Genomic DNA, 25,872 nt, shown 5'->3' on the forward strand with positions numbered 1-25,872 from the left:
CGGGCAGGGACGCCTTCGGCACGTCCGTGTCGTCCTCCGGTACGTCTCGGGGGCTCCCGCGATCTCCGAGCGCTCGGCGCGCAGCGCACGCGCCGTGCGGCGGGTGTCGTCGGCGGCGCGCTGGGCGGCGCGCCGGTCCTCGTCGGCGGCGCGGGCCCGCTCCAGGCAGGCCTGGGCGCGGGCCTCGGCCTCGACCGCCTCGTCGGCGAGTTCGCGCAGTTTCACCTGCCAGCCGGCGCGTTCGCGCAGTCGGAAGGCGAGTCCGGCCAGGGCGTCGGCGGCGCGGCGGGCCTTCTGCGCGGCCTCCTGGCGCTCGTCGCGCACCTGGGCGGCCTCGGTGGCCGTCTCCTCGGCCTCCGCCCGGGCGGTGCGTGCCTCGGCCAGTTCGGCCTCGGCCTCCTCTGCGAACGCGCGGGCGTCACGGGCGGCCTGCGCCAGCTCGGTGAGCCGGCCCGCCGGGCATCCGGTGCGCCAGGAGGCGAGCCGGGCCGCGAGTTCCCGGTCCTTGCCGAGCCGGGCCGCGAGCGCCCGGATCTCCTCGTCCCGCTCCGTGGCGCGGGCGCGCAGCGCCTGCCGCTCCTCGTCGGCTGCGTGTTCGTCGTGCATGGCCGGGTTCGGCGGGACGAGGAACACATAGCCGCTGTCGTCGCATTCGTCGACGGGCGGGGTCGGAGCGAGCAGCGCGGCGGCGGTGCCGACGGCGACGGCGGAGCGGGGCAGCAGCGCGGCCTCGCTCAGGGCCTGACGGGCCCGGAGGTGCGACTCCGGGTCGGTGATGATCACACCGTCGACCAGCTCGGGCCGGGCGGTCAGCACGCGTGCGTGGTCCGCGGGGTCGACGGCCTGCGCGAGGTAGCGCCAGCCGGGCAGCGCGGGAATGCCGTGCTCGCCGAGGTACTCGACGGTGGCGAGTACGTCCGGGCCGGGGGGCAGCAGCCCGCCGTCGCCGAGGGCGCCGAGGATGCGCGCGTCGTCGGCCGCCGCGGTCCGCAGTTCGAAGAGCTGCCGCTCGGCGGAGGAGACGGAGTCGTCGAGCAGTTCGCGCAGTTCGTCGGCGAAGCGGTCCAGTTCCTCGGCGGTGAGACAGCCTTCCGGTGCCGTCGCGGCGTCGGCCTCGCCGGTGTCCTCGTCGCGCCGGGGCCCGGGGACCCGGGGACGCGCGCCGGTGCCGGACAGGCCCAGCAGTTCCGCGAGGCGCTCCTCGGCCGCCAGCGCCTCGGCGGTGCGCCGCTCGGCCTCGTACGCCCGCTCGGCGGCCGTGGCCGCGTCCGCGGCGCGGGCCGCCGTCAGCTCCGCCCGGGACTCGGCGGAGGCCGCCTCGCGCGCGTGCTCGGAGGCCCGGCGGGAAGCCTCACGTGCGGCGTCCCAGGCGGCGACGGCGGTCTTCTCGGCGTCGCTCGCGGCGAGCGCGGCCCGCGCCGGGTCGGCGTCGGGGGCGCTGTCGTCCAGCCAGCCCGCGCGCACGGCCTCGGCGGTCTCCTGCTCGACCTCGGTCAGCCGCTGGCGCAGATGCCCGGCCTCGCTGCGGGCGCGCTGCGCCTCGGTGGCGGCGGAGGTCGAGTCCCGGTAGGCGGACTCGCTCACCTCCTGCAGGGCGGCGGACCGCTCCTCCTCCTCGTTGGCGAGGGACTCGGCGCTCTCGGCGGCGGCGTGCAGCGCCCGTACGAGATCGACGGCGGCCTTGGCGCGGGCGGCGAGCGCGGGGGCGGCGTCCCGTTCGGCCTCCTGGATGGCGGCCGACACGCGGGCCACCCGGTCGGCGGCGGCACGGTGCCGCAGCACCGCCTCGGCGGCCTGCCACGCGGAGTAGAGCTGGCGGGCGTCGGCCAGTTCGCGCTTCTGCGCGGCGGCGGCCTTCTCGGCACCGGCGAGCGCCAAGGAGGCGTGGCGGTAGGCGAGTTCGGCCGCGATGAGCGCGCTGCGCCCGCGGGCGGTCTCGGCCTCGCTGACGGCGTGCGCGGCCGCGGTCACCTGCTCGGCGAGGTCGGCGGCGCGCATCCGCTCCTGAACCCCGCGCGCGGACAGGCGCCGCGCCAGCGTGCGTGTCCGCCGCTCGGCGCCCGCGTGGATGTCGCGCGCCCGCGAGCGGGCCTCGGCGGCGTCGACGATACGCCCGAGCAGGTCCACGGACCCGGCGGTGAAGTCCCGTTCGGCGATCAGCTCGGCCCGTCGGCCCAGCTTGTTGCCGAAACCGCTGACCAGGTCCGCGAGTCCGTCGGTGTCCCGGGTGTCGGTGACGGCACGCAGCAGCAGATCCGTGAAGTCGGAGTCCTTCTTGACCGCGAAGAGACCGGCGGCCTCACCCTCGTCCGCGTTCATCTCCCGCTGGTAGCGGAAGAGTTCGGGGTCGAGGCCGAGGTCCGTCAGGTGCTCGTTCCACCGGTCGTGGATCTCCTCCCAGTGCACCTCCAGATGCGGGTACGCCTTGCCCGCCTCCATGAGGGCGTCCCGGAAGCCCTTCATCGTGCGGCGCCGCCCCTGGGCCCCGGAGGTGCCCTCGACGGGCGGCCGTACCGCGGTGGACTCGGCGACGGGCAGGTTGTCCAGGGTGAGTCCGGGGCCCGGACGGAAGGAGTACCAGGCCTCGGCGAACTTCCGCGGGTCGTTGGACACCTGGCGCCCGCGCCACTCGCTGACCTTGCCGACGACGACGCACTCACCGGTCTGCACGTGCTGCCACTCCAGGGCCACGTGTCCGCAGTCGTCGGCGAGCAGGAACTTGCGCAGCACGCCGGAACTGGCGCCGCCGAGCGTGTTGCGGTGGCCCGGCAGCATCACGGAGAAGATCAGCTTGAGCAGGACGGACTTGCCGCCGCCGTTCTCCAGGAAGAGCACGCCCGCGGGGGCGGGCCTGCGCGGCGGCCCGACGGGCTCCTCCTCGAAGAACTCCGCCTGGGTGGGCGCGGGTTCGGGCACCGGATCACCCACGCCCCGCAGGTCCAGCACGGTGTCGGCGTAGCGCGCACCGGCCGGGCCGATGGAGTAGAGGCGGACCCGGGACAGCTCGTACATGGCGGCGGACTCTCGTCGTAAGTCTTGCTGGTGTTCGGAAAGGGCGGGGTCAGGAGTGGAACGGAAGTCCGGCGTCGGCCACGAGCTCGAGGTCGTCGGTGTCCTCCGCGGGAAGCAGGGTCGCCGTGCCGTCGGTGACCGGGACGATGCCCAGCTCGAGGAGTTCGGCCATGGCGGCGCTGCCGGCCATGTCGCGCACCTGGAGCTGGTAGCGGGCCGTCGTGCGATACGTGCCGCCGTTCTCGTCGCCCGTGCGCTGGAGGAATCCGGAGTCGGTGAGGAACCCGACGGCCTTCGCGACGATGCCGGTGGTCGAGGCGGCCGGGCGGCGCGCGTCCTTGGTGGCCCCGGTCGCGCTGCGTCTGGCCCAGACCCGCCAGGCGGCCTCCAGTCCGGGCGCGTCGGTGGCCGGGTCGGTGTTCTCTCCCTGCTCCTCGGCCCGCTCCTCCAGGCGGCGGCAGGCCTGGCGGACGAAGGCGTCGACGCCGTTGACCGTGACGCGCCCGATGTAGCCGTCGTCGGCGAGGTCCTCCGGGCGCGGGAACGCCAGGGCGGCGACGGCCAGATGGGCGAGCCCGTGCAGGAAGCGGTCGGCGGAGTCGGCCGATGTGCGACGCGCGTAGTCGCCCATGCGCACCGCGAACACCGAGTCCTCGGCCGCGGTGACGGCCATGCCCGCGCGCGGGGACACCTCCAGGACGATCAGGCCGAGCCCGGTGGCGACGGCGTCGGCCAGCCGCGCGAACGGCGGGTCCTCTCGGTAGCGGCGCAGCAGGTCCGCGTACTCCTGGTCGCGTGCCGGCTGCAGCTTGGGCTGCAGGCCGAAGGCGACGAGCCGCGCCGCGTCGGCGGCGTCGGCGGGGGTGACGGCGCTGCTCACCGGCGTGGCGGCGGCCTCCGGCTCACTCCACTCGACGTGCTCGGTCACGGTTGGGGCTCCTTGGTGCGCTGGTGCTTGTTCGTGGTCATCGGCATCAGGCCGCTTCCGTCCGGTCCGCCGCCATGCCCGCCGCGTCCAGCAGGGCCGTGCCCACGATCAGATCGGCCCCGCCGAACTCCGGGTCGTCCAGCTCCGTGCCGTCGTCCACCGCGAACAGCAGCTTCTCCTCCCCCTGCCGGTACGCCGTGCCCACCGGCGGGCTCGCCGCGTGCACGGCCAGCAGGGCGACCAGATAGGGCAGGTCGGGGTCCTTGCGGCGCGCCTCGGCCAACAGCCCCGACAGTCGCCGTGGCGCGTCCGCCGGCAGGTCGAGCAGTTCCATGGCGGCGGCCATCTGCTCCTCGCTGAACCTGCTGTCGTCCGGTGTGGCGATCAGGTCCGGCTCGGGCATCTCGGCGCCCAGGTGCTCGCGCTCCACCGGAGGCGTCAGCAGCAGGTCGACGAGGTCTCCGGTCCGCACGGAGAACGGCGTACGCAGCCCCGTACCGTGCGTGAAGAAGGCGTCCGTGACGCGGGTCGCCCGCTCGAGCGCCAGGGGCAGCACTTGCGCGACGAGCTGCCCGTACAGGTCGATCCCCGACGTCGCGACGGGCGTGGCGAACGCCTGCCGGTCCTGCTCGGCGCGGAACAGCGGGCCCGCTTCGAGGAGCCGGGACTGCAGCTGCGTGTGCCGGCGGATGCAGTCCTTGACGATGTCGACGAGTTCGGCGGCGCGCCGCTTCTGATCGGGGTCCTCGGACTCGTCCCGGGCCTTGCGGATGTTGGTGAGGATCGCGTTCTCGTGGCGGTAGCGCTCGGCGACGTGGTCCAGGGCCTCGGTGATCATGTCCGGGACCGCGTTCAGCCAGTCCACCGCGCGGACGTTGCGCCGGGTGGCGTCCAGGGCCTTGCGCAGGGACTCCGAGTACTGCACGGTCCGGTAGCGGGCCTGCTCGGCGGCGAGCTGGGCGTCGGCGAGGCGGCCCCGGCTGATCAGCACCTCCAGTTTGACCTCGGCGGCGATCTGGGCGCTGGTGACATCGGTGTCGAGGGCGCCGACGAGGACGTTGACCGCCTCGTCCGTCGTCCGCAGGTAGACGCCTCCGCCGTAGCCGGGGACCTCCTCGATCAGCTTGAAGTCGTAGTCACGGCGGACGTACGTGCCGTCCGGGGCGAACGTGCCGTAGACGGCCCGGAAGCCGCGGTCGACGCTGCCGACGTTGATCAGGTTCTCCAGGACCCAGCGGGCCACGCGCTCGTGCTCGGCGGGCGGGCGCCGCGGTGCCTGGGCGGCGATGCGCGGGATGAGGCGGGCGACTATCTGGTCGTGGTCCGCGCCCGTGTCGAAGTCCATGTTCAGCGTGACCAGGTCGATGGCGGCGAGGGCGATCTCCGCCATGCCGTACACCGAGTACTCACCCGCGAGGTTGGCCTTGCGTGCGTCCAGGTCGTGCAGCGGCGCGGTGCAGGCGAGCGCGCGCAGACGCCGGGCCAGCCCCTCGTCGGCGGCCGGCCCCGGAGCGGGGCGCGGCCCCGTGCTGAACTGGGGCGGAACACGATCCGTCGATGCAGGCGAAGTCACGGTGCACAGATTAGGTCCTGGGTCTGACAACGACCCAAATCGCCGGGTGCGCTCCGCCGGCCGCGCCCCGCGGGAAAGCCGCCGGTGTCAGGCCCCGCGCCCCGGACCCGTGTCGGCCACCCGGCGCCCGTACACCTCGACCAGGCCCGCTCGCGAGTCGTCGAGGTAGGCCGCAAGGAGCTGCTCGGCGCTCTCGCGCTGCCCGGCCTGCAGGGTCCGGAGGATCTGTTCGTTGCGGGCCAGGTAGGGCTCGTGCAGCCGGCGCGGGTCCGCCACCACGTGGAACGCCAGGCGCAGTTCGGCGAAGACGCTGCGCATCAGTTCGTCCGTGCGTTCGCTCCCGGCGAGTGCCACCAGTTCACGGTGGAAGTGGATGTTGGCCGTCGAGACCCCTTTCCAGTCACCTTCGCGTGCCGCCCGCTGCCCCTCAGCGACCGCAGCGGCGAGACCTTCCACGGCGTACGGCGGCTGCCCGAGGCCCCGTACGACGGCGCACTCGACGAGCGTGCGGGTGCGGTAGATGTCCTCGACGTCGTCCACCGTCAGGACTCGCACGAAGACGCCCCGGTTCAACTCGTGGACGAGCAGCCTCTCGTGCGTGAGCAGCCGGAAGGCCTCGCGCAGCGTGTTACGCGAGACGCCGAGCGCGCCGCCGATGCTGTCCTCCGACAGCCGGGTGCCGGGCGGGAAGTAGCCCTCGGCGATACGGCTCCTGAGGATGTCCGACACCCGCTCGGCGGTGCTGGTGCGCCCGAGCAGCGCGCGGTCGTCGGCCAGTCCCGTCAGCTCCTCTGCCATGCCCGGAATTCAAGCGCAGAGACAAGGACGAGACAACACGGGTATTGAAGGATCGTTCAACGATCCTCTACCTTGCTGGACACGGCACCGCTCCGCTCACCGTGGCGTCGCGGCTTCCGCACCGCACGGCTCATCCCGCAAGCACCCTCCGTCCCTCACTGCGAGGTGCCCATGAGCACGACTCCTTCCTCCCCGGCCCCGACGGCCGACGCCCGTTCCGGCGCCGGTGAACTCGGCGCCGACGACGGCGCCTTGGGCTGGTTGCGCGCCCTCGGCCCCCGTGGCCGCCGTGCCTTCGCGGGCGCCTTCGGCGGCTATGCCCTGGACTCGTACGACTACTTCACGCTGCCGCTGAGCATGGTCGCGCTGGCGGCGTACTTCGGTCTGGACAGCGGTCAGACCGGCCTGTTCACCACGGTCACGCTGGTCGTCTCGGCGGTCGGCGGCGCCGTGGCGGGTGTGGTCGCCGACCGCGTCGGACGGGTGAAGGCCCTGATGATCACCGTGGTGACCTACGCCGTCTTCACGGTCGCCTGCGGCTTCGCTCCGACCTACGAGACCCTGCTGGTCTTCCGTGCCCTCCAGGGCCTCGGCTTCGGCGGCGAGTGGGCGGTCGGCGCGATCCTGGTCGCCGAGTACGCGAGCGCCCGGCACCGGGGCCGTACGCTCGGCGCGATCCAGAGCTCCTGGGCCGTCGGCTGGGCGCTGGCCGCGGTCGTCTACACCCTGGTCTTCTCGTTCCTGGGTGACGACCTGGCCTGGCGGGTGATGTTCTGGACCGGTGCGCTGCCCGCGCTGCTGGTGATCTGGATGCGCCGCCGGGTGCACGACGCCCCGGAGGCGACGGCCCAGCGCGAACGGAGCGCCGAGAAGGGCTCGTTCGCCGCGATCTTCAAGCCGGGCAGGGACGGGCAGCCCGGCCTGCTGCGCACGACGGTCTTCGCCGGGCTGCTCTCCACCGGTGTCCAGGGCGGCTACTACACACTGGCGACCTGGGTGCCGACGTACCTGAAGTCGGAGCGAGGCTTGTCGGTCGTCGGCACCGGCTCCTACCTGACGTTCCTGATCTCCGGGGCCTTCCTGGGCTACCTCACCGGCGGCCACCTCACCGACCGGCTCGGCCGCAGGCGCAACATCTGGCTCTTCGCCCTGCTGTCGGCGATCTGCATCCTGGCGTACGCGAACATCCCCAGTGGCGCCAACACCCTGCTGCTGGTGCTCGGTTTCCCGCTCGGGTTCTGCATGTCGGCCATCTTCAGCGGCTTCGGGTCGTACCTGAGCGAGCTGTACCCGACGGCGGTGCGCGGCACGGGACAGGGCTTCACCTACAACGCCGGTCGAGCGGTGGGCGCCGCCTTCCCGACCCTGGTGGGCTTCCTCGCCGACAGCTGGGGCGTGGGCGGTGCGCTGGTCTTCGGCGCGATCGGGTACGGGATCGCGGCTCTGGCGCTGCTGGGCCTGCCGGAGACGCGCGGGAAGGAGCTGCGGTGAACCGGACGGAAGACCACTCCCCGACCCTCGCGGAAGACCGACCGCTGATCCTCGTCGACGAGCACGCGCACGCGTGGAGCGCGAAGGACGCCCGGGCCCGTGTCCGGGAGGGCCTGAGCGGCCCCACCGCCGGGGTCGCCGCGGGTCACACCCAGGTCAACCTGATCTCGGTGCCCGCCGACTGGGCCTACGACACCCTGCTGTTCTGCCAGCGCAACCCCAAGCCCTGCCCGGTCCTGGACGTCACCGACGCGGGCTCCCCCAGGACGGTTCTCGCGGAGGACGCCGACCTGCGGACCGATCTGCCGCGCTACCGGGTGTGGCGGGACGGGGAACTGGTGGACGAGCCGACGGACGTGCGCGCCCACTGGCGCGACGATCTGGTGTCGTTCCTCATAGGGTGCAGCTTCACCTTCGAGTGGGCGCTCGGCGAGGCGGGCGTGCCCCTGCGCCACATCGAGCAGGGCCGCAACGTCCCGATGTACGTCACCACCCGCCCCTGCCGTCCGGCAGGGCGGCTGCACGGCCCCATGGTGGTGTCCATGCGCCCGGTCCCACCACGGCACCTGCCCGCCGCGATCCGGGAGAGCAGTCTGCTGCCCGCGGTACACGGCGGCCCCGTACACTGCGGCGATCCGTCGGCCCTCGGCATCGCGGACCTGGGCCGACCCGACTTCGGCGACCCGGTGGACGCCGAACCGGACGACATCCCGGTGTTCTGGGCCTGCGGCGTGACCCCGCAGGCCGCGGTGACGGCCTCGCGCCCGCCGTTCGCCATCACCCACGCACCGGGGCAGATGTTCATCACCGACGCCCGCGACGACCAGTACCGCGTGCTCTGACGACGACCGGCACCGCGTCGCCCGACGGCGACCGGTGCCGCGTCGCCCGACGGCGCCCGACCAGGAGGGACCATGATCGATCTGAACGCCGATCTCGGCGAGGGCTTCGGCCGCTGGCAGCTCACCGACGACGAGCGGCTCCTGTCGGTCGTCACGAGCGCCAACGTGGCCTGCGGGTTCCACGCGGGGGACGCGGCCACCATGCGCCGGGTGTGCGAACTGGCGGCCGAGCGCGGCGTACGGATCGGCGCCCAGGTCTCCTACCGTGACCTGGCCGGTTTCGGGCGGCGCTCGATGGATGTGCCGCCCGACGAACTGGCCGCCGAAGTGGCGTACCAGATCGGCGCGTTGGAGGTCTTCGCGCGCGCGGCGGGCTCCCGCGTGTCGTATGTGAAGCCGCACGGCGCGCTCTACAACCGGGTGGTCCACGACGAACGGCAGGCTCAGGCGGTCGTCGACGGCGTGCTGCTCGCCGACGCCACGCTGCCCGTGCTGGGACTGCCCGGGTCGCGATTCCTGGAGGTGGCCGGCAAGGCCGGGCTCCCGGCCGTGACCGAGGCGTTCGCGGACCGCGCCTACACCGAGGAGGGCACGCTCGTGCCGCGCGACCGGGACGGGGCGGTGATCACGGACCCCGACACGGTCGTCGCGCGCTCGGTGGGCCTCGCCCGTGCCGGGACCGTTGCCGCCCACTCGGGGCGCGAGATCCCGGTGCTCGCACGCTCCTTGTGCCTGCACGGCGACACGCCGGGCGCGGTCGATCTGGCCCGCCGGGTGCGCGCCGAGCTGGAGGCCGCGGGCGTACGCGTGGAGGCCTTCGCATGAGGGTGCTGTCCGTCGGTGACGAGGCGCTGCTGGTCGAGCTCTCCAGCGGTGACGAGGCACAGGCCCTGCACGCCGAGCTGCTGCGCCGTCGGGCCTGTGGTGAGCTGAACGCGCGTGAGGTCGTCCCCGCGGCCCGCACGGTCCTCCTCGACGGTGTCGCCGAGCCCGCCCGGCTCGCGGCCCGGATCGCCGAGTGGGACATCCCGCCGGTCGCCACGCGCGCGGAGAAGCCGGTCGAGATCCCCGTACGGTACGACGGTCCCGATCTACAGGAGGTGGCCGCCGCGTGGGGCGTTTCGCGGCAGGAGGTGGCGCGGATCCACGCGGCGGCCGAATTCCGGGTCGCCTTCTGCGGGTTCGCGCCGGGGTTCGGCTATCTCACCGGCCTGCCGGACCGCTACCACGTGCCGCGCCGGGCCACCCCGCGCACGGCCGTCCCGGCCGGTTCGGTGGCGCTCGCGGGACCGTACACCGGGGTCTATCCACGTTCGTCGCCAGGGGGCTGGCAGCTCATCGGCACGACCGACGCGGTGCTGTGGGACCACGCGCGCGTGCCGGCCGCGCTGCTCACCCCGGGCGTCAGCGTCCGCTTCGTCCCGGTGGGGTCCTGATGGCGGACCGAGCTCTCGTCGTCGTACGCGCCGGGCTGCTGACCACCGTGCAGGACCGGGGCCGGCCCGGCCACGCCCATCTCGGCGTGCCGCGTTCAGGGGCGCTCGACGCACCCGCGGCGGCGCTCGTCAACCGGCTGGTCGGCAACCCACCGGAAGCCGCCGTCCTGGAAACCACGCTCAACGGCTGTGCGCTGCGCCCGCGTTCGACGGTCACCGTCGCGGTCGGCGGCGCGCCCGGCACGGTCACCGTGGACGGCCGCCCCGCCCCCTGGGGAGCGCCGGTCCGCGTGCCGGGCGGGGCGCTGCTGGAGGTGGGGCCCGCACGGGCCGGAGTTCGCGGGTACGTCGGTATCGCGGGCGGAGTGGCCGTGGAGCCGGTGCTCGGCAGCCGCTCCACCGACCTGCTCTCCGGGCTCGGCCCGCCACCGCTCGCGGACGGTGCCGTACTGCCCCTGGGGGTGCCGGCCGGCCCTCACGCGCACGTGGACACCGTTGCCCAGCCGGGGCCGCCGGACGAGCTGGTGCTGCGTGTGACGCTGGGGCCGCGCGCCGACTGGTTCACCCAGGACGCGCTGCGCACGCTCGTCACGCGCGCGTACCGGGTGTCCGCCGCGAGCAACCGCATCGGCCTGCGCACCGAAGGCCCCGCCCTGGAGCGCGCCCGGGCCGGTGAACTCCCCAGCGAGGGCATGGTGCTGGGCGCGGTGCAGGTGCCGCCCGACGGCCGCCCGGTCGTCTTCCTGGCGGACCATCCGACCACCGGGGGGTACCCGGTGATCGCGGTCGTCCGCACCGCCGACCTCGCGGCCGCCGCCCAGGCGGCCCCGGGCACCCCCGTGCGGTTCACGGCCGTCAGCCGCCGGTAGGCGGGCCGCTCACGCCGCGTCCGGCTGCTCCGCGACCGACAGCGCGGCCAGCGCGGAGGCCACCGTGGGCGAGGCGGACAGGTCCAGCCGGGCGCTGGTCCCCCCTGGCCTCGTGGCGGACCTCGTCGGCGGCCAGCGTGAGCAGCTGCGGCAGCCGATCGGTGCACCGCCCGGCCACCCAGCCCGTCCCGGCGGTGGCCGGCCACCACAGGCTCGCCGAGCGGCTCGGCGCCGGGAACTCGGGCTCCGCCGAAGCACGGCACCGGTGGCGAGACCCGCCTGCGAGAGCAGCGCGTGGAAGCGCAGGGCGAGCTGCCGGTGCCCGCGCTCCCCCGGATGCAGCCGGTCAGCGCTCCACATCGCGCGGTCGCTGATCCAGTCCCCGTCCGCCCCGTGCACATGCACCGCCCCGTGCCGCTCGGACAGCGCGTGCACGACCGTGTCGACGGCCCGCTGCCTGCGCGCCAGCGCCCCGGGCAGCCGCAGCATCGTCCACCAGGGTCGGGCAGACAGGCCGTGAGCAGCACCGTGCCGTGCGCGCGGAACACGCCGTACACCTGGTCGAGGCGGGCGGCCACGGCGTGGATGTCGAAAGTGCAGCGCAGGGTGTCGTTGACGCCTATGACCACGGAGACGACATCGGGGCGCAGGTCGAGCGCGGCCGGGGTCTGCCGCTGAAGGAGGTCCCGGGTCTGGGCGCCGCTGACGGCGAGGTCGGTGAACTCCGCGGGGCTGTCCGCCGGGGCGAGCCCGTCGGCGAGGAGCGCGGCCACCCCGCCAGGTGTCCCCGACGGGGTCGCCCACACCTTCCGTCAGCGAGTCGCCGAGTGCGACACGAACCGCAGGGGTCTCATCGCACGCCCTCCCGGGCCGCCTGCGGGCGGGCGTCACCGGCCGCCGGCGGAGCGTCGAACGGCAGGGCGTCATGGGCCGCGAGGAACGCGTTTACCGCCGTCTTCCAGCCGAAGCACTCGGCACGCGCGCGTGCCGTCTCCCGGCGCTCGCCCTCGGATCGCTCCATGAGCAGCTCCACCGCGTCGGCGAAGGCCTCACCGGTGTTCACGGCGGTCGCCCCGGCCGAGCCGATCACCTCGGGCAGCGCGGACAGGGCGCTGGCCACCACGGGTGTGCCGCACGCCATCGCCTCCAGGGCGGCGAGCCCGAAGGTCTCGGCGGGCCCGGGGGCCAGGCACACGTCCGCCGTGGCCTGCAGCGCGCCGAGCAGATCCCGGTCGGCGACGTGGCCGAGGAAGGTGACGGGCAGGCGCCGCTCCTCGGCCCGCTGTTGGAGCCGGGCCCGCAGCGGCCCGTCCCCGGCGACCGCCAGCGCCACGCGCCGTCCGCGGTGCAGCAGGGCCTCCAGGGTGTCCAGGGCCGTGCCGGGCTTCTTCTCCACGGACAGCCGGGAGCACAGGACGAGCAGCGTCTCGTCCCCGCGCGCGTACCGTGCGCGCAGCCCCGCGTCCCGCAGCGCCGGGTGCCGCTGGTCGAGGTCGACGCCCAGCGGTGCACGTACGACGTTGCGGGCGCCGATCCGTACGAACTCCCGCTCGGCGAACTCGGTGGTGCACACCACGCGCGCGTAGGTGTGCGCCGTACGGGTGTTGAGGGCGTCGGCGGCGCGCCGGGACATGGCCTCGGACAGGCCCCAGGTGCGCAGGACGCCGTCGGCGGTCTCGTGGGAGACCATCACGGCGGGGACCCGGGCGCGCCGGGCCCACTTGCCGGTCCAGCGCAGGGTCGTGCGGTCGGAGACCTCGAGACGGTCGGGGTCGAGTTCCTCCAGGAGGGCGGCGACGCGGCGCTTGTCCACGAGGACGCGGTAGCCGCCGGTGCCGGGCAGCAACGGCCCCGGCAGGGTGATGACCCGGCCCTGCTCGGTCGTCTCGTCGCAGTGGCGCTCGCCGGGCACGATGAGCAACGGCTCGTGCCCGGCCTCCTTGAAGCCCTTGCCCAGCTCGCGCAGCGCGGTGCGCAGACCGCCGGATGCGGGGGCGACGAAGTTGGCGAGCCGCACGATGCGCAGCCCGGCGCCGGTCCGCTCGGTGGCGAAGCTCATGCCGCCACCACCGTCCTGCGCGCGGCGAGCACGTCCGCGTAGTGGCCGATGAGCCGGTCGCCGACGGCAGCCCAGGTGCGCCCCTCGACGAGGGTGCGCGCTGCGGCCCCGTAGGCGGCCCGCAGCGCCGGGTCGGCGGCCAGGGACCATACGGCGTCCCGGAAGGCGGCCGTGTCCCCGGGCGGCACGAGGAGTCCGGTTCGGCCGTGGGCCACCAGGTCGAGCGGGCCGCCGGCGGCGGGCGCGACGACCGGCACGCCGCTCGCCATGGCCTCCTGCACGGTCTGGCAGAACGTCTCGAAGGGGCCGGTGTGCACGAAGACGTCCAGCGAGGCGAAGATCCGGGCGAGTTCGGCGCCGGTGCGGCGGCCCAGGAAGACGGCGCCGGGCAGGGCGGCGCGCAGGGTGGTCTCGCTCGGCCCGTCGCCCACGACGACGACGCGTACGCCGTCCAGACCGCAGGCGCCGGCGAGGAGTTCGACGTGCTTCTCGGGAGCGAGCCGGCCGACGTAGCCCACGATCAGCTCACCGTTCGGGGCGAGTTCCCGGCGGATCGCCTCGTCCCGCAGGTCCGGCCGGAAACGGACGGTGTCGACGCCGCGCGGCCACAGCTGCACCCGGGGCACGCCGTGTGCCTCCAGGTCGTGCAGGGCGGCGCTGGAGGGCGCGAGGGTGCGGTCGGCGGCGGCGTGCACGGAGCGGATGCGCCGCCAGGCCGCTGCCTCACCGGCGCCCATGTAGGTGCGGGCGTAGCCGGCGAGGTCGGTCTGGTAGACGGCGACGGCGGGGATGCCGAGCCGGACGGCGGCCGCCATGCCGCGGACGCCGAGGACGAAGGGGCTGGCCAGGTGCACGATGTCGGCGCGGTGTCCGGTGATGGCCGCGGCGACGCGTCGGCTGGGGAGAGCCACGCGCACCTGGGCGTAGCCGGGGAGCGGCAGGGAGGGGACACGGACGACGGGGCACGGCGCGAGGGCGTCGGGCCCGGTGCCGACGGGGGCACCTCCCTGTTCGCACGCAGTGGAGAACTTCGGGGAGGTGGCCGGAGCGACGACGAGGGGAGCATGACCGCGATCGACGAGGTGCCGGGCGGTCTGCAGCGCGCAGTGGGCCACGCCGTTCACATCGGGGGGAAAGGATTCGGTCACGATGACGACACGCATACCCGTGTTCTCGCCGCGCCGGACGTGGCCGCGTCAACGTCGATCTTTCCGGCCGGGGAACGTCCCATGAGCGTTGTGCTGCACAGTCGAGCAGGTCCGCCCGTGTCCACGCCCTCCTGGCACGCGGGTCACCGGATGTTCACACGGCCGGCATGTCGGGTCCGATCCGGCTGCGTACGGCGGTCTGCACCTCGGCCTCCTCGGCCGGATCCGCGGCGAGCCGGCGCAGCCGCTCCACGACGCGGGCGTCTCCGGTCTCGGCGTGCCGTGCGGCGATCTCACGGGTGGACTCCTCGCAGTCCCAGAGGCACTCGACGGCGAACCCCGAGGCGAAGGAGGGGTCGGTGGCGGCCAGCGCGCGGGCGGCTCGCCCCCGGAGATGGGAGGACGCGGTCTCGCGGTAGACATGGCGCAGGACGGGTGCGGCGCAGGCGATGCCGAGCCGTCCGGCGCCGTCGACGAGGGTCCACAGCGTCGGCGCGTCGGGGCCCTCGCCCCGAACCGCCTCCCGGAGCGCCTCGAGGACCAGGTCGCTGTCGTGGGCACCACCACGGCAGGCGAGCATGCGCCCGGCGGCGGCCCCGAGGGCGTCGGGCCGGCGGGCCCAGCCGCGGGCCCGGTCAACGGCGGCGAGACTGCGCATACGTTCGAAGGCGTCCACGGCCGCGTCGACGACGAACGCGGAACCCGTGGTCACGGCATCCTCGATGAGCTCGAGGGCGTCCGGATCGTTGCTGTCGGCGAGGTACCGCAGGGCCGTCGAACGGGCTCCGTCGCCGCCCGAGCGGGCGGCCTCGACGATCTCGGCGCGGTCCTCGGGCCCGGCGACGGCGGTGAGGCAGCGGGCGGCGGGCACGTGCAGCGCGGCACCCCGTTCGATGCCCTGCTGCGCCCAGTCGAAGACGGCCCGCACGCTCCACCCCGGGCGAGGTCCCTGGGGCCGCAGTTGCCGCTGCCAGCGGTCGAAACAGCCGGCCTCCTGTGCGGCACGCACGCGTGAGGCGATGGATTCGCGGGGGTCGTCGGCCCACAGCCGCCAGGGCCGTGGTTCGAAGGCGTCCCGGACGGCGGCGGCGAGTTCGGCCTCGCCCTCGGGGTCGGCCGGGAAGCGGGCCAGGACGGGAGCGGCCAGGGCGCGCAGGCCCGCGTCGTCGTCGCGCAGGGCGAGCTCGTCCAGGGCCCAGGCCCAGTTGGAGCCCGAGGCGGCGTACCTGCGCAGCAGTTGGAGCGCGTCGCGCCTGCCGTACGAGGCGAGGTGCCCGAGGACGGCGAGCGCGAGTCCGGTGCGGCACTCGTCCGCCTCGAGGACGTCCTCGGCGCTGAACAGGTGCGCCTCGATGGCGTCCAGCTCGCCGCCCAGGTCGAGGTAGAGCCGGGCGTAGTACAGCGAGCGGTTCTCCACCTGCCAGTCGTGGCGGGGGTCGCGCAGCACACAGTGGTCGAGGGCAGCGAGCGCCTCGGCGCGGGGGGCGGTGAGCGCGTGCAGCGTGCCGTCGCCGCGGCCCCTCTGGAGCAGGCCGAGCAGCGTACCGCTGGGCGCTATGACCGGTTCGAACATGGGAAACAGCCTCACATCAAGCGTCGACGCAACCGGGGGACACGCATCACCTGGCCGCGTGACAACACGTCGGGGCGCCCGCCGTCTCTTGCTTGCTGAAGACCATCTTCCTCTGCCTCTCGTCGGTGGCCCGTGGGGACCGATCACGGTCCGCGCGGTGCGGCATCACCTGCCCGGCCGTCGCGTCCGTGAATCACGACGTCATGATGACCCGGGCTCTCGCGCTGCCGCGACCTTATTTCGGGCGGTCCGGTACCGCCTCCCCCGTTTTCGTCTTTTTCGCTGGTCAGTGTGTTCGGATCAGGGTGCGCCGAACAGTTCGAGCAGGTCCGTCCTGGCGAACATCTTGGCGGTGTCGATCGCCGAGGGGGTCCCTGCGGCCGGGTCGGCGCCACCGTCCAGCAGGGCCCGGATGACCTCGGCCTCGCCCTTGAAGACGGCTCCGGCGAGCGGTGTCTGGCCTCGGTCGTTGGCCCGGTCGGCCTCAGCGCCGCGCTCGAGCAGGGCCCGCACGGCGTCGGCCTGGCCGTGGTAGGCGGCGAGCATCACCAGGGTGTCGCCGCGGTCGTTGGTGAGGTTGGCCGGAACGCCCGCGTCGACGTACGCCGCGAGCGCCTCGGTCTCGCCTCGGCGCGCCAGATCGAAGATCTTGGTCGCCAGCTCCACGACCTCGGGGTCGGGGGCTTCACTCATCGGCCGGACCGCCTCTCCACTACGGCTGCTGGTACTGATGCCCGAGGGTGCCGGGACTGGTGCCCCGTACGGGTGAATCGCCAGCGTACTGGCTTCCGCGTCACATGACCGGCACCGTATGCGGCAAAGATCACGACGAGGCCGTGGCGGGCGTCAGGGCTGGTCAAGGGGTCGGGGCGACTCCGCCGACCGAAGGAAATCCGGTGAATTTCACCCAGTTGCACCTTTTATCGTATGGATACATTCTGTGAGCCTGGAAGGACTCATGGTGACTGTCCCCACGAACCAGGAGAGAGCAATGATTCTGAACATCTCGGGCGTCGTGCTGCTCGGCACCATCGTCTTCCTCTTCTTCCGCAAGGACGGACTGAAGGGCTCGCACGCAACCGTCTGCTCGCTGTTCGGGTTCTACCTCTCGAGCACCGCCATCGCCCCCAGCATCAAGGCAGGCGGGGCGAGTCTCGCCGGCCTCCTCGGCGGGCTCAACTTCTGACCCGGCTCCCGTCCGCACACACCCTCAGGAGAACGACGTGGCTCGGCGTCCCCTCCCCCGCATTCTGAGCAACGGCGGCGACCGGATCGCCCGCAGCCGGGAGCTGGCGCGGGCGGCGGCCGGCGGCGCCACCGACGTCCTCCACCCGCTGATCACCATCACGCGTGGCCTGCGCAGGCTGGCGGCGGCCGGACGGCGCACGTGGGCGGACACACCGAAGGACCGTCGGGGACCGCTGCTCTTCCTGGTGGCCTCGGTGATCCTGGTCGTGGCGCTGGTCCCGTACGGGCCGCTGCTCGCCGCCATCACGTTGATGGCGGCGTCGGCCTGGAAGGGCCGGGAGAACAGGCCGACGGCGCCCCCGGGCCCGGACCCCGCGCAGACCAAGCGGCTGGGTGCCCTGTACGAGGCTCTGGTGCCGTACTTCTCCGCCGCCGAGGACCCCGCACCGCTGTACGCGCACGGCGGGGACTTCACCCGGGCGTTCTCGTCCTGCGAGTTCGACGACACCGGCCGCGTCTCGCGCCTGGTCATCCGCTATCCCGCCTACTTCACCGACGGCGAGCCGGCGTCGAGGGGCAGGATCGAACAGCTCCTGCGCGCCAAGTCGGGCCGGGACCGCGAGTACCACTTCGCCTGGGACGAGGAAGGCAACGAACTGACGGTCACCGCACTGCCTCCCCTGCCCACCGACATCGCCGCACAGCGCTTCGTGACCGCCCCGGGCGAGACGGTCCTCGGCTTCACCGACCCCACCGGGGTCCAGCGCACGCTCCCCCTCACCCACGGCGAGGAGCGACGCGACGTGCCTCCGGTGCTGTGGCGCACCGGCCCCCGGTGCGCCGAGCCGCACCTGCTGATCGCGGGCACACCCGGCAGCGGCACGACGACGCTGGTGCGCTCCATCGCCCTGCAGGCGCTGCAGCACGGGGACGTGCTGATCGTCGAGGGCGGCGGCACCGGGGAGTACGCGTTCCTGACGGGCCGGGAGGGCGTGCTGGCGGTGGAGTCCGGACTCGCCGGGGCGGCGGCGAGCCTCGAGTGGGCGACCCATGAGACGGAGCGCCGGCTGATCGCCGCCAACCGCGCCCGGCAGGCCGGGCACCCCCCGCCGGACGACGTCAGGCGCCCGCTGTGGATTCTGCTGGACCGGCCGACCGCCCTCGGGCCTCTCGCAGCCGCCGACGGACGCGCCGATCCCCAGGCCCTGCTCCAGGTACCACTGCGGCACGGCCGGGCGGCGAACGTCACGGTGGTGGTCGCCGAGCAGGTGGACGCCCTGGACGGCCTGTCCGACGCGGTCCTGCAGCACACCCGCGCGCGCGTGGCGCTCGGGCCCGCGGCCCCCGGCGAGCTGGAGACGGTGCTCGGCGCGCCGCCGCACACCACCCCCGTCAAGGACGTGCCGCCCGGCCGCGGTTACGCCCGTCTGGGCACGGGCCCGGTCCACCGCCTCCAGGTACCGGCCACCCCGGACCCGTACGACGAGACCGCCGGCGAACAGCACCGGCAGGCGGTTCTCGCCCTGCTGCCCCGCCGCAGCGAACCGATCGCCCCGAGCGCACCGATCGAGCCGAGCGCACCGATCACCCCCGGCGCTCCGATCGACTGCGGCAAGCCGACCGGCCGCAGCGCACCGGTCGAGTCGGTCCCGACGGAGGCGCTGGCCATGGAGGGCTGACCGCAGCCCGTACCAGCCCCCTGATCAGGCCACGAACGTCCGCGGTGCCTCCGCCGGCCCCGACGCGCCCGTCTGGACGAGGCGGGCCGCGGCCGCCAGACGCACCGCCGCCTCCTCCGCCACCGCGCCGCCCACCGTGAACGGCAGTCGCACATAGCCCTCGAAGGCGCCGTCCACGCCGAAGCGCGGCCCGGACGGCACCCGGACACCGACCCGCTCCCCGGCCTCCGCGAGACGGGAGCCCGACAGGCCGCCGGTGCGCACCCACAGCGTCAGGCCGCCCCGGGGCACCGAGAACTCCCACGTCGGCAGCTCCTTGCGCACCGCGGCGACCAGGGCGTCCCGGTTCTCCCGGGCCTGGCCGCGCCGCAGGTCCACCGCCTGCTCCCAACCGCCCGTGCTCAGCAGCCAGTTCACGGCCAGCTGCTCGAGGACCGGAGTGCCGAGGTCGGCGTAGGCGCGGGCCGCGACGAGGCTGCGGATGACATCGGGGGCGGCCCGCACCCACCCGATGCGCATGCCCGCCCAGAACGCCTTGCTCGCCGAGCCGACGGTGATGACGGTGGAGCCCGCCGGGTCGAAGGTGCTCACCGGGCGCGGCATCTCGAGCCCCTCCTCCAGGTACAGCTCGCTCATCGTCTCGTCGACGACCAGGACGGTCCCGGCGGAGCGGGCCGCCTCCACCAGGCGGCGGCGCTGGTCCTCGTCGGCGAGCGCGCCCGTCGGATTGTGGAAGTCGGCGACGACGTAGGCGAGCCGCGGCGCGGCCTCGCGCAGCACCTGGCGCCAGCGGTCCAGGTCCCAGCCGCCGAGCCCCTCGGCCATGGCGACGGGGACGAGCCGGGCGCCCGCCTCCCGCATCAGCTGGAGGATGTTGGCGTACGACGGCGACTCGACGGCGATGCGCTCACCGCGCCCGGCGAACAGGTGGCAGATCGCGTCGATCGCCCCCATGGCGCCGGTGGTCACCATGATCTGCTCGGGCATGGTCGGGATGCCGCGCGCCGTGTAGCGGTCGGCGAGCATGGACCGCAGCGCGGGCAGGCCCGCCGGGTAGTCGCCGTGGGTGTGGGCGTAGGGCGGCAGTTCCTCGAGGGCGCCCTGCACGGCACGGGTGAGCCAGGGCTCGGGCGCGGGCAGCGCGGCGCAGCCCAGGTCGATCATCGAGCCGAGCGCCTCGGGCGGGAGGGGTTCGAGGCCGCGCGCCGGCAGCGGATTCCCGGCGGGGACGGCGGTCCAGCTGCCGGCTCCGCGGCGGGACTCGAGGAAGCCCTCGGTGCGCAGCGCCTCGTACGCGGCCGCGACCGTGGTACGGCTCACCGACAGGGCGAGCGCCAGCTCCCGCTCCGCGGGCAGCCGGGCGGCGACCGGTACCCGGCCCTCCAGCACGAGCAGCCGGATGCCGTCCGCGAGCGCCCGGTAGGCGGGTGGGCGGCGGCTGCCGGGGCCCGCGGGACGGTCCTGCTGGGAGGTGAGCAGCCGCGCCAACTGAGCCGCGCCCACCGCTGAGGTCCACTGCGCCATGAGTCCCAGTCCACCTTCCCGGAATTGGCCATGGATGGCTTGCACTTCCAAGCCACAGAGTGACATGTGTCAGGCCACTAACACCACAGGGGGGCACGTTTTGTCTGCCGACTCGCCGAGCGACCCGTCCATTGACAAGTCCATGAGGAGTCGTCCCGGGCGGCGGCTCCTCCAGCTCTACGCCGGTCTGGCCCTGTACGGCGCGAGCTCCGCCCTCCTGGTGAAGGCGGGTCTCGGCCTGGAGCCGTGGAACGTCCTGCACCAGGGTCTGTCCGAGCTCACCGGGCTCAGCATGGGTGTCGTACTGACGATCGTGGGCGCGACCGTCCTGCTGCTGTGGATCCCGCTGAGGCAGCGTCCGGGACTCGGCACCGTCTCCAACGTCCTGGTGATCGGTTTCGCCATGGACGCCACCCTGGCCGTGCTCCCCGAGGTGCGCTCACTGGCCGTCCGCGTGCCCCTCCTGGCAGCGGGCGTGGTGCTGAACGGGGTGGCGACCGGCCTCTACATCGCCGCCGACTTCGGTCCCGGCCCACGCGACGGCCTGATGACCGGACTGCACCGGCGCACCGGCCGCTCGATCCGGCTGATCCGCACAGCCGTGGAGATCACCGTCGTCGCGACCGGCTTCGCCCTCGGCGGCACCGTCGGGATCGGCACCATCGTGTACGCGCTGTCCATCGGGCCGCTCGCCCAGTTCTTCCTGCGCGTCTTCGCCGCCCCCGCGGCATCGGGGCGCGGCACGGTCGTTGCCGCCGGGCAACCGGAGCGCGCGATACTGCGTCCGTGACCACCCTCATACGCCACCCCTACCTCGACCATCCCGGTCCGATCGCCTTCGCCCACCGGGGCGGGGCGGCCCACGGCCTGGAGAACACCATGGCGCAGTTCCGGCGCGCGGTGGCGGCGGGCTACCGCTATATCGAGACGGACGTGCACGCCACGGCCGACGGGAAGCTGGTGGCGTTCCACGACGCGACCCTGGACCGGGTGACCGACGGCGCGGGCCGGATCGCCGACCTGCCCTGGGACGACGTGCGGCACGCGCGCGTGGCGGGCAGCGAGCCGGTGCCCCTCCTCGAGGACGCGCTGGAGGAGTTCCCCGAGGTGCGCTGGAACGTGGACGTCAAGGCGGAGCCCGCGCTGCGGCCCCTGCTGGACCTCATCGAGCGCACCGACGCCTGGGACCGGGTCTGCGTCGGCTCGTTCTCCGAGGCACGCGTCGTGCGCGCCCAGCGCCTGGCCGGACCGCGCCTGGCGACGTCGTACGGCACCCGCGGTGTCCTCAACCTGCGGCTGCGTTCCTGGGGCATCCCGGCGGCGGTGCGCCGCTCGGCGGTCGCCGCCCAGGTGCCGGAGTCCCAGTCGGGCGTCCCCGTGGTCGACCACCGCTTCGTGCGCACCGCCCACGCGCTCGGACTGCAGGTGCACGTGTGGACGATCAACGAACCCGATCGCATGCACCGGCTCCTGGACCTGGGAGTGGATGGCATCATGACCGATCACATCGACACACTGCGCAAGGTCCTCGAAGAACGGGGCACCTGGGCCTGAACGCCCCGCGCACGATCACGTTCCACGGGGAAGCGAGGGCACGGGTGGGCACCGACACCGTGCGGGCGCAGGCCGGCGACGAGGCCGCCGAGCGGCGGCGCGAACAACGCGGCTGGTATTTCTACGACTGGGCGTGCTCGGTCTATTCGACGAGCGTGCTGACCGTGTTCCTCGGCCCCTATCTCACCTCGGTGGCCAAGTCGGCGGCGGACGCGGACGGATACGTCCATCCGCTGGGCGTTCCGGTGCGCGCCGGCTCGTTCTTCGCCTACTGCGTCTCGGCCTCGGTCGTCGTGGCGATCGCCGTCATGCCGCTCGCGGGCGCGGCGGCCGACCGCACCGGCCGCAAGAAGCCGCTGCTCGCGCTGTGCGCGTACCTGGGCGCCTCGGCCACGACGGGCCTGTTCTTCCTGGACGGTGACCGGTATCTGCTCGGCGGCCTGCTGCTGATCGTCGCGAACGCGTCGGTGGCCGTCTCGATGGTGGTCTACAACTCGTATCTGCCGCTGATCGCCCCGCCCGAGGAGCGTGACGCGGTCTCCTCACGCGGCTGGGCCTTCGGCTACGCGGCCGGTTCACTGGTCCTGCTCGCGAACCTGGTCCTGTTCACGGCCCACGACTCCTTCGGCGTCTCGGAGTCGACGGCGGTCCGCATCTGCCTGGCCTCGGCGGGTCTGTGGTGGGGCGCCTTCACCCTGATCCCGCTCAGGCGCCTGCGCGACCGCCGTACGACGTCCCCGGGTGCGGCGGTGCACGGCTGGCGGCAACTGGCCGCGACGGTCCGGGACATGCGCCGCACCCCGCTCACCCTCGCCTTTCTGCTGGCGTACCTCATCTACAACGACGGCATCCAGACGGTGATCTCACAGGCGTCGGTGTACGGCTCCCAGGAACTGGGCCTCGGCCAGTCGACGCTGATCACCGCCGTGCTGCTGGTGCAGGTGCTGGCGGTGGGCGGCGCGCTGGGCATGGGTCGGCTGGCCCGGACGTACGGCGCCAAGCGCACCGTCCTCGGCTCGCTGGTCGCCTGGACGGCGACGCTCGCCGCCGGTTACTTCCTGCCCGCGGGCGCGCCGGGCGGGTTCTTCGCACTGGCGGCCTGCATCGGGCTGGTCCTCGGCGGAAGCCAGGCACTGTCCCGGTCGCTTTTCTCACATCTGGTCCCGCCCGGCAAGGAGGCCGAGTACTTCTCCGCGTACGAGATGAGCGACCGCGGCATGAGCTGGCTGGGCCCGCTCCTGTTCGGGATCACGTACCAGCTGACGGGAAGCTACCGGGACGCGATCATCTCGCTGGTCGCGTTCTTCGTCCTCGGGTTCGCGCTGCTGGCCCGGGTTCCGGTGCGCGAGGCGGTGCGCGACGCGGGCAATCCGGTGCCCGAGAGGATTTAGCGTCCGAGCACAAAGGGCGGTAGTGTACGCGTTTGGCCTGCCAGGCGTACCGTTACTGCGCGTCAAAGGAGCCGAAACGCTGGGTGACATCTGCTAGCAGATGTGACAAACCGGGCGCCGGTGGGTACAACAAGGGGCGGCTACGACGGCGACGCATGACCCGGAACGGGACTCGGAACGGGAATCTTTACCGCCGACCGGACGTTGACCGGATGACGACGACAGCGACACCTGTCCTGTGGGCGACAAGCCCGGGAGGCACGATTCATGAGTGAGCGAGCTCTTCGCGGCACGCGCCTCGTGGTGACCAGCTACGAGACGGACCGCGGCATCGACCTGGCTCCGCGCCAGGCCGTGGAGTACGCATGCGAGAAGGGGCACCGGTTCGAGATGCCCTTCTCGGTCGAGGCGGAGATCCCGCCGGAGTGGGAGTGCAAGGTCTGCGGTGCCCAGGCGCTCCTGGTGGACGGCGAAGGTCCGGAGGAGAAGAAGGCGAAGCCCGCGCGTACGCACTGGGACATGCTGATGGAGCGGCGCACCCGTGAGGAACTCGAAGAGGTCCTCGAGGAGCGTCTCGCGGTGCTGCGGTCCGGGGCGATGAACATCGCGGTGCATCCGCGGGACAGCCGCAAGTCCGCGTAGTCCCTCCGGGGTCGGGCGGGGTACCGCGCGCGCCAATATCGGTGGGCGCCGTACGTCTTTGTGACGTACGGCGCCCACTGTTTTGTTCGCGGCGCCCACTGCCTCGCTTTCGGGTGGCCCGGTGCGCCGGACACCCCGCCCCCTGGGGCCCGGCCCCGGAAAGTCAGCGCGGCAGGGGCGGGCGGGGCTCCCCCCGGGTGTCCGCGGGTTCGTCCCTGACGACCTCACCCTGGACGATCTTCCCGTCGGGGCGGTGCATACGAGCCTGCTGGAAGGCGTCACCGAAGCTGCCGTACGGGGACTGGCGGAGTGTGCGGTCGATCGTGCGCTCGGCGTATCGGCCGACCGCCTTCTGGACCGGCGGGAGCAGGAGGAGCAGGCCCGCCGCGTCGGAGACCAGACCCGGCAGCATCAGCAGCAGGCCGCCGAGCATCATCAGGCCGTTGCCGCCGGTCCTCGACGGGGAGCCGCCCCTCTGCAGCGCCTCGTTCAGGTTCCGGAAGGCACGGCGGCCCGCCCGCTTGACGACCAGGGAGCCGAGCACCAGGCCGGCGACCAGCAGCAGGAACACCGTGAGGCCGCCGGTCGCACCGGCGACCACGGTCAGCAGCCAGATCTCCAGCACCAGCCACGCGGCGACGCCCAGCGGCAGAAAGGTGCGCAACCGGGAACGCCGGGGCCGGTTCGTGGTGCGGGGAGAGGTCGAAGCGCCAGTCGTCATGCTCCCAGTGTGCCCGGACCCGGCTCAGTGCGGGATAAGGGGCATCAGCGGCGCCCGTGACGCCGCCCGTGCCCTTACCGGCGCGTCTTGTCGCCCCGGCCCAGGACCTTGCCGAAGCGCTCCTCCGCGCCCCACGCCGTGACGCGCCAGAGCGCCTCCACGACGATGTTCCGGCTCATCTTGGAATCGCCGAGCTCGCGCTCCACGAACGTGATCGGCACCTCGACGACGTGGAATCCGGCCTTGACCGCACGCCGCGCCAGGTCGACCTGGAAGCAGTACCCCTGCGAGGCCACCTCGTCGAGCCCGAGGCCCTCGAGGGTCTCGCGGCGGAAGGCACGGTAGCCGCCGGTGATGTCGCGCAGCGAGAGGCCGAGGGCCAGACGCGAATAGGTGCTGCCGCCGCGGGAGAGGAACTCGCGGGACTTGGGCCAGTTCACGACCCGCCCGCCCGGCACCCACCGGGAGCCGAGCACCAGGTCCGCACTCTTGAGCGCGGTCAGCAGGCGCGGCAGCTCCTCCGGCTGGTGGGAGCCGTCGGCGTCCATCTCGACGAGGACGCCGTAGCCGCGCTCGAGGCCCCAGCGGAAGCCGGCGAGGTACGCGGCACCCAGCCCTTCCTTGCCCTTGCGGTGCATGACGTGGACGTGATCGTCCTCGGCCGCGAGTTCGTCCGCGAGCTTGCCGGTGCCGTCGGGGCTGTTGTCGTCCGCCACGAGGACATGCGCCTCGGGCACCGCCGACCGCACCCGGCCGACGATCGTCTTGATGTTCTCCGCCTCGTTGTAGGTCGGAATGATCACCAAGGCGGTGCCGAGCGGACCGAACTGCTTGCCCTGGGCCGATGCCCCGAGGGTCCCGTCGCCGTGGTTCACTGCTGCCCCTTCACATCCGTACGCAGAGGTCCACCATAGTGGTCGCCGCACGGGCCTCCGCCACAGCGGGTTCCTTTGGGGGTGTCGATTCCGTAAGAGCCGGGTAAGAATGTCCACCGCACCGGCGGCATGCGCCGACCGGTCGCACAGGTGCCCACGGGGTCTTTAAAGCGGGTCCCGTGCCGGCCACGCCCCGGGCGGCTGCGGATCGGGGCCCGGCGCCCTTCGGGCCGACCTGGGACCCGCTGGCTGCGGATCGACCGAAAGCCGTTGTCTACTGGACGTCCGGGCCCCACCCGGGTCACACCCTGCCGACCGACCGGAACGTTGCCCTCGCCGTGGCGCGGGCGCTGAGCCTGGCTCCCAGTGGTGATGCGCCGGCGCGGCACACCATCCCTGACCCAGCGGCGCTCTGGCGACTGCGCGGAGGTTCCCCGGCCGGACGACTCGGTGGTGGACCCGCCCGAACCTACCGGCCCTCCGCGCCTCACTGTCAATAGCCGTCCCACCTGCGGGTCTTCGGCGAAGGGCCTGGTGGCAGCGGAGGATACGCAGGTCGCGCGACGGGG

General features: G+C 73.5%; 21 protein-coding genes and 2 pseudogenes. 11 read left to right on the plus strand and 12 right to left on the minus strand.

Annotated elements, in window-relative coordinates; all coding sequences use genetic code 11:
- The 4 genes and pseudogenes from C3488_RS22905 to C3488_RS22920 form a co-directional block, all read right to left on the minus strand.
- A pseudogene (locus tag C3488_RS22905) lies at positions 1-3,012 on the minus strand (hypothetical protein); the annotation flags it as partial.
- A 49-nt stretch (positions 3,013-3,061) separates the two neighbouring features.
- Positions 3,062-3,940, minus strand: coding sequence for a hypothetical protein (locus C3488_RS22910; RefSeq protein ID WP_103842256.1), 879 nt, complete (start codon positions 3,938-3,940; stop codon positions 3,062-3,064).
- A gap of 46 nt (positions 3,941-3,986) precedes the next feature.
- Entirely contained in the window at positions 3,987-5,513 is a 1,527-nt protein-coding gene (locus tag C3488_RS22915; protein WP_103842258.1) for a hypothetical protein, read from the minus strand.
- Positions 5,514-5,600: 87 nt separating this feature from the next.
- On the minus strand, positions 5,601-6,311 hold the full coding sequence (locus tag C3488_RS22920; protein WP_103842260.1) for a GntR family transcriptional regulator: 711 nt from the start codon (positions 6,309-6,311) through the stop codon (positions 5,601-5,603).
- A gap of 171 nt (positions 6,312-6,482) precedes the next feature.
- Between C3488_RS22920 and C3488_RS22925 the strand changes: the two genes are divergently transcribed.
- The 5 genes from C3488_RS22925 to C3488_RS22945 all read left to right on the plus strand — a co-directional run bounded on the left by C3488_RS22925 (position 6,483) and on the right by C3488_RS22945 (position 10,949).
- Entirely contained in the window at positions 6,483-7,802 is a 1,320-nt protein-coding gene (locus tag C3488_RS22925) for an MFS transporter (RefSeq protein ID WP_103842262.1), read from the plus strand.
- Positions 7,799-8,644, plus strand: a complete 846-nt coding sequence (locus C3488_RS22930) for a putative hydro-lyase (protein WP_103842264.1) — start codon at positions 7,799-7,801, stop codon at positions 8,642-8,644. Before C3488_RS22925 ends, C3488_RS22930 begins: the two co-directional genes overlap by 4 nt.
- Before the next feature lie 72 nt (positions 8,645-8,716).
- Positions 8,717-9,469, plus strand: a complete 753-nt coding sequence (locus C3488_RS22935) for a LamB/YcsF family protein (RefSeq protein WP_103842266.1) — start codon at positions 8,717-8,719, stop codon at positions 9,467-9,469.
- Positions 9,466-10,080, plus strand: a complete 615-nt coding sequence (gene pxpB / locus C3488_RS22940; protein ID WP_103842268.1) for a 5-oxoprolinase subunit PxpB — start codon at positions 9,466-9,468, stop codon at positions 10,078-10,080. The genes C3488_RS22935 and pxpB overlap by 4 nt, the downstream gene beginning before the upstream one ends.
- Positions 10,080-10,949, plus strand: coding sequence for a biotin-dependent carboxyltransferase family protein (locus tag C3488_RS22945; RefSeq protein WP_103842270.1), 870 nt, complete (start codon positions 10,080-10,082; stop codon positions 10,947-10,949). The genes pxpB and C3488_RS22945 overlap by 1 nt, the downstream gene beginning before the upstream one ends.
- A gap of 9 nt (positions 10,950-10,958) precedes the next feature.
- On the opposite strand, the pseudogene C3488_RS22950 reads toward C3488_RS22945, so the two are convergent.
- From C3488_RS22950 to C3488_RS22970, 5 genes and pseudogenes are all read right to left on the minus strand, one after another.
- Positions 10,959-11,803: pseudogene (locus C3488_RS22950) on the minus strand (SGNH/GDSL hydrolase family protein).
- On the minus strand, positions 11,800-13,008 hold the full coding sequence (locus tag C3488_RS22955; protein ID WP_103842272.1) for a glycosyltransferase: 1,209 nt from the start codon (positions 13,006-13,008) through the stop codon (positions 11,800-11,802). Before C3488_RS22955 ends, C3488_RS22950 begins: the two are co-directional and overlap by 4 nt.
- Complete coding sequence (locus C3488_RS22960; RefSeq protein WP_103842274.1) at positions 13,005-14,171, minus strand: glycosyltransferase family 1 protein; 1,167 nt, start codon at positions 14,169-14,171, stop codon at positions 13,005-13,007. Before C3488_RS22960 ends, C3488_RS22955 begins: the two co-directional genes overlap by 4 nt.
- 139 nt (positions 14,172-14,310) lie before the next feature.
- Positions 14,311-15,729: a hypothetical protein gene (locus C3488_RS22965; RefSeq protein ID WP_103842331.1), complete on the minus strand. Its 1,419-nt coding sequence runs from the start codon at positions 15,727-15,729 to the stop codon at positions 14,311-14,313.
- Between the two features lie 300 nt (positions 15,730-16,029).
- A complete protein-coding gene (locus C3488_RS22970) occupies positions 16,030-16,422 on the minus strand; it encodes an ankyrin repeat domain-containing protein (protein WP_103842276.1) in 393 nt (130 codons plus the stop codon).
- Between the two features lie 298 nt (positions 16,423-16,720).
- On the opposite strand from C3488_RS22970, the gene C3488_RS22980 reads away from it, so the two are divergent.
- Positions 16,721-16,915 (plus strand): hypothetical protein, encoded by a 195-nt coding sequence (locus tag C3488_RS22980; RefSeq protein WP_103842281.1) that lies wholly within the window; start codon positions 16,721-16,723, stop codon positions 16,913-16,915.
- Between the two features lie 37 nt (positions 16,916-16,952).
- The gene (locus C3488_RS22985) at positions 16,953-18,596 is read left to right on the plus strand and encodes an ATP-binding protein (protein WP_258053602.1); all 1,644 of its coding nucleotides are present in this window, start codon (positions 16,953-16,955) and stop codon (positions 18,594-18,596) included.
- 24 nt (positions 18,597-18,620) lie between these two features.
- On the opposite strand, the gene C3488_RS22990 is transcribed toward C3488_RS22985, so the two are convergent.
- Complete coding sequence (locus C3488_RS22990) at positions 18,621-20,120, minus strand: PLP-dependent aminotransferase family protein (RefSeq protein WP_103842283.1); 1,500 nt, start codon at positions 20,118-20,120, stop codon at positions 18,621-18,623.
- 64 nt (positions 20,121-20,184) lie between these two features.
- Between C3488_RS22990 and C3488_RS22995 the strand changes: the two genes are divergently transcribed.
- From C3488_RS22995 to C3488_RS23010, 4 genes are all read left to right on the plus strand, one after another.
- A complete protein-coding gene (locus C3488_RS22995) occupies positions 20,185-20,910 on the plus strand; it encodes a YitT family protein (RefSeq protein ID WP_181139154.1) in 726 nt (241 codons plus the stop codon).
- Positions 20,907-21,674 (plus strand): glycerophosphodiester phosphodiesterase, encoded by a 768-nt coding sequence (locus tag C3488_RS23000; RefSeq protein WP_103842286.1) that lies wholly within the window; start codon positions 20,907-20,909, stop codon positions 21,672-21,674. The genes C3488_RS22995 and C3488_RS23000 overlap by 4 nt, the downstream gene beginning before the upstream one ends.
- A gap of 44 nt (positions 21,675-21,718) precedes the next feature.
- Positions 21,719-23,065 (plus strand): MFS transporter, encoded by a 1,347-nt coding sequence (locus tag C3488_RS23005; protein ID WP_103842287.1) that lies wholly within the window; start codon positions 21,719-21,721, stop codon positions 23,063-23,065.
- A gap of 267 nt (positions 23,066-23,332) precedes the next feature.
- Positions 23,333-23,707: an RNA polymerase-binding protein RbpA gene (locus C3488_RS23010; RefSeq protein WP_099500427.1), complete on the plus strand. Its 375-nt coding sequence runs from the start codon at positions 23,333-23,335 to the stop codon at positions 23,705-23,707.
- Positions 23,708-23,870: 163 nt separating this feature from the next.
- Here the strand turns inward: C3488_RS23010 and fxsA are convergent, their stop codons facing one another.
- Positions 23,871-24,428, minus strand: coding sequence for an FxsA family membrane protein (gene fxsA / locus C3488_RS23015; RefSeq protein WP_103842289.1), 558 nt, complete (start codon positions 24,426-24,428; stop codon positions 23,871-23,873).
- A gap of 74 nt (positions 24,429-24,502) precedes the next feature.
- A complete protein-coding gene (locus tag C3488_RS23020) occupies positions 24,503-25,303 on the minus strand; it encodes a polyprenol monophosphomannose synthase (RefSeq protein WP_103842290.1) in 801 nt (266 codons plus the stop codon).
- Positions 25,304-25,872 lie beyond the last annotated feature (569 nt).

This window comes from Streptomyces sp. Ru72, from assembly GCF_002920635.1.
Classification (GTDB): domain Bacteria; phylum Actinomycetota; class Actinomycetes; order Streptomycetales; family Streptomycetaceae; genus Streptomyces.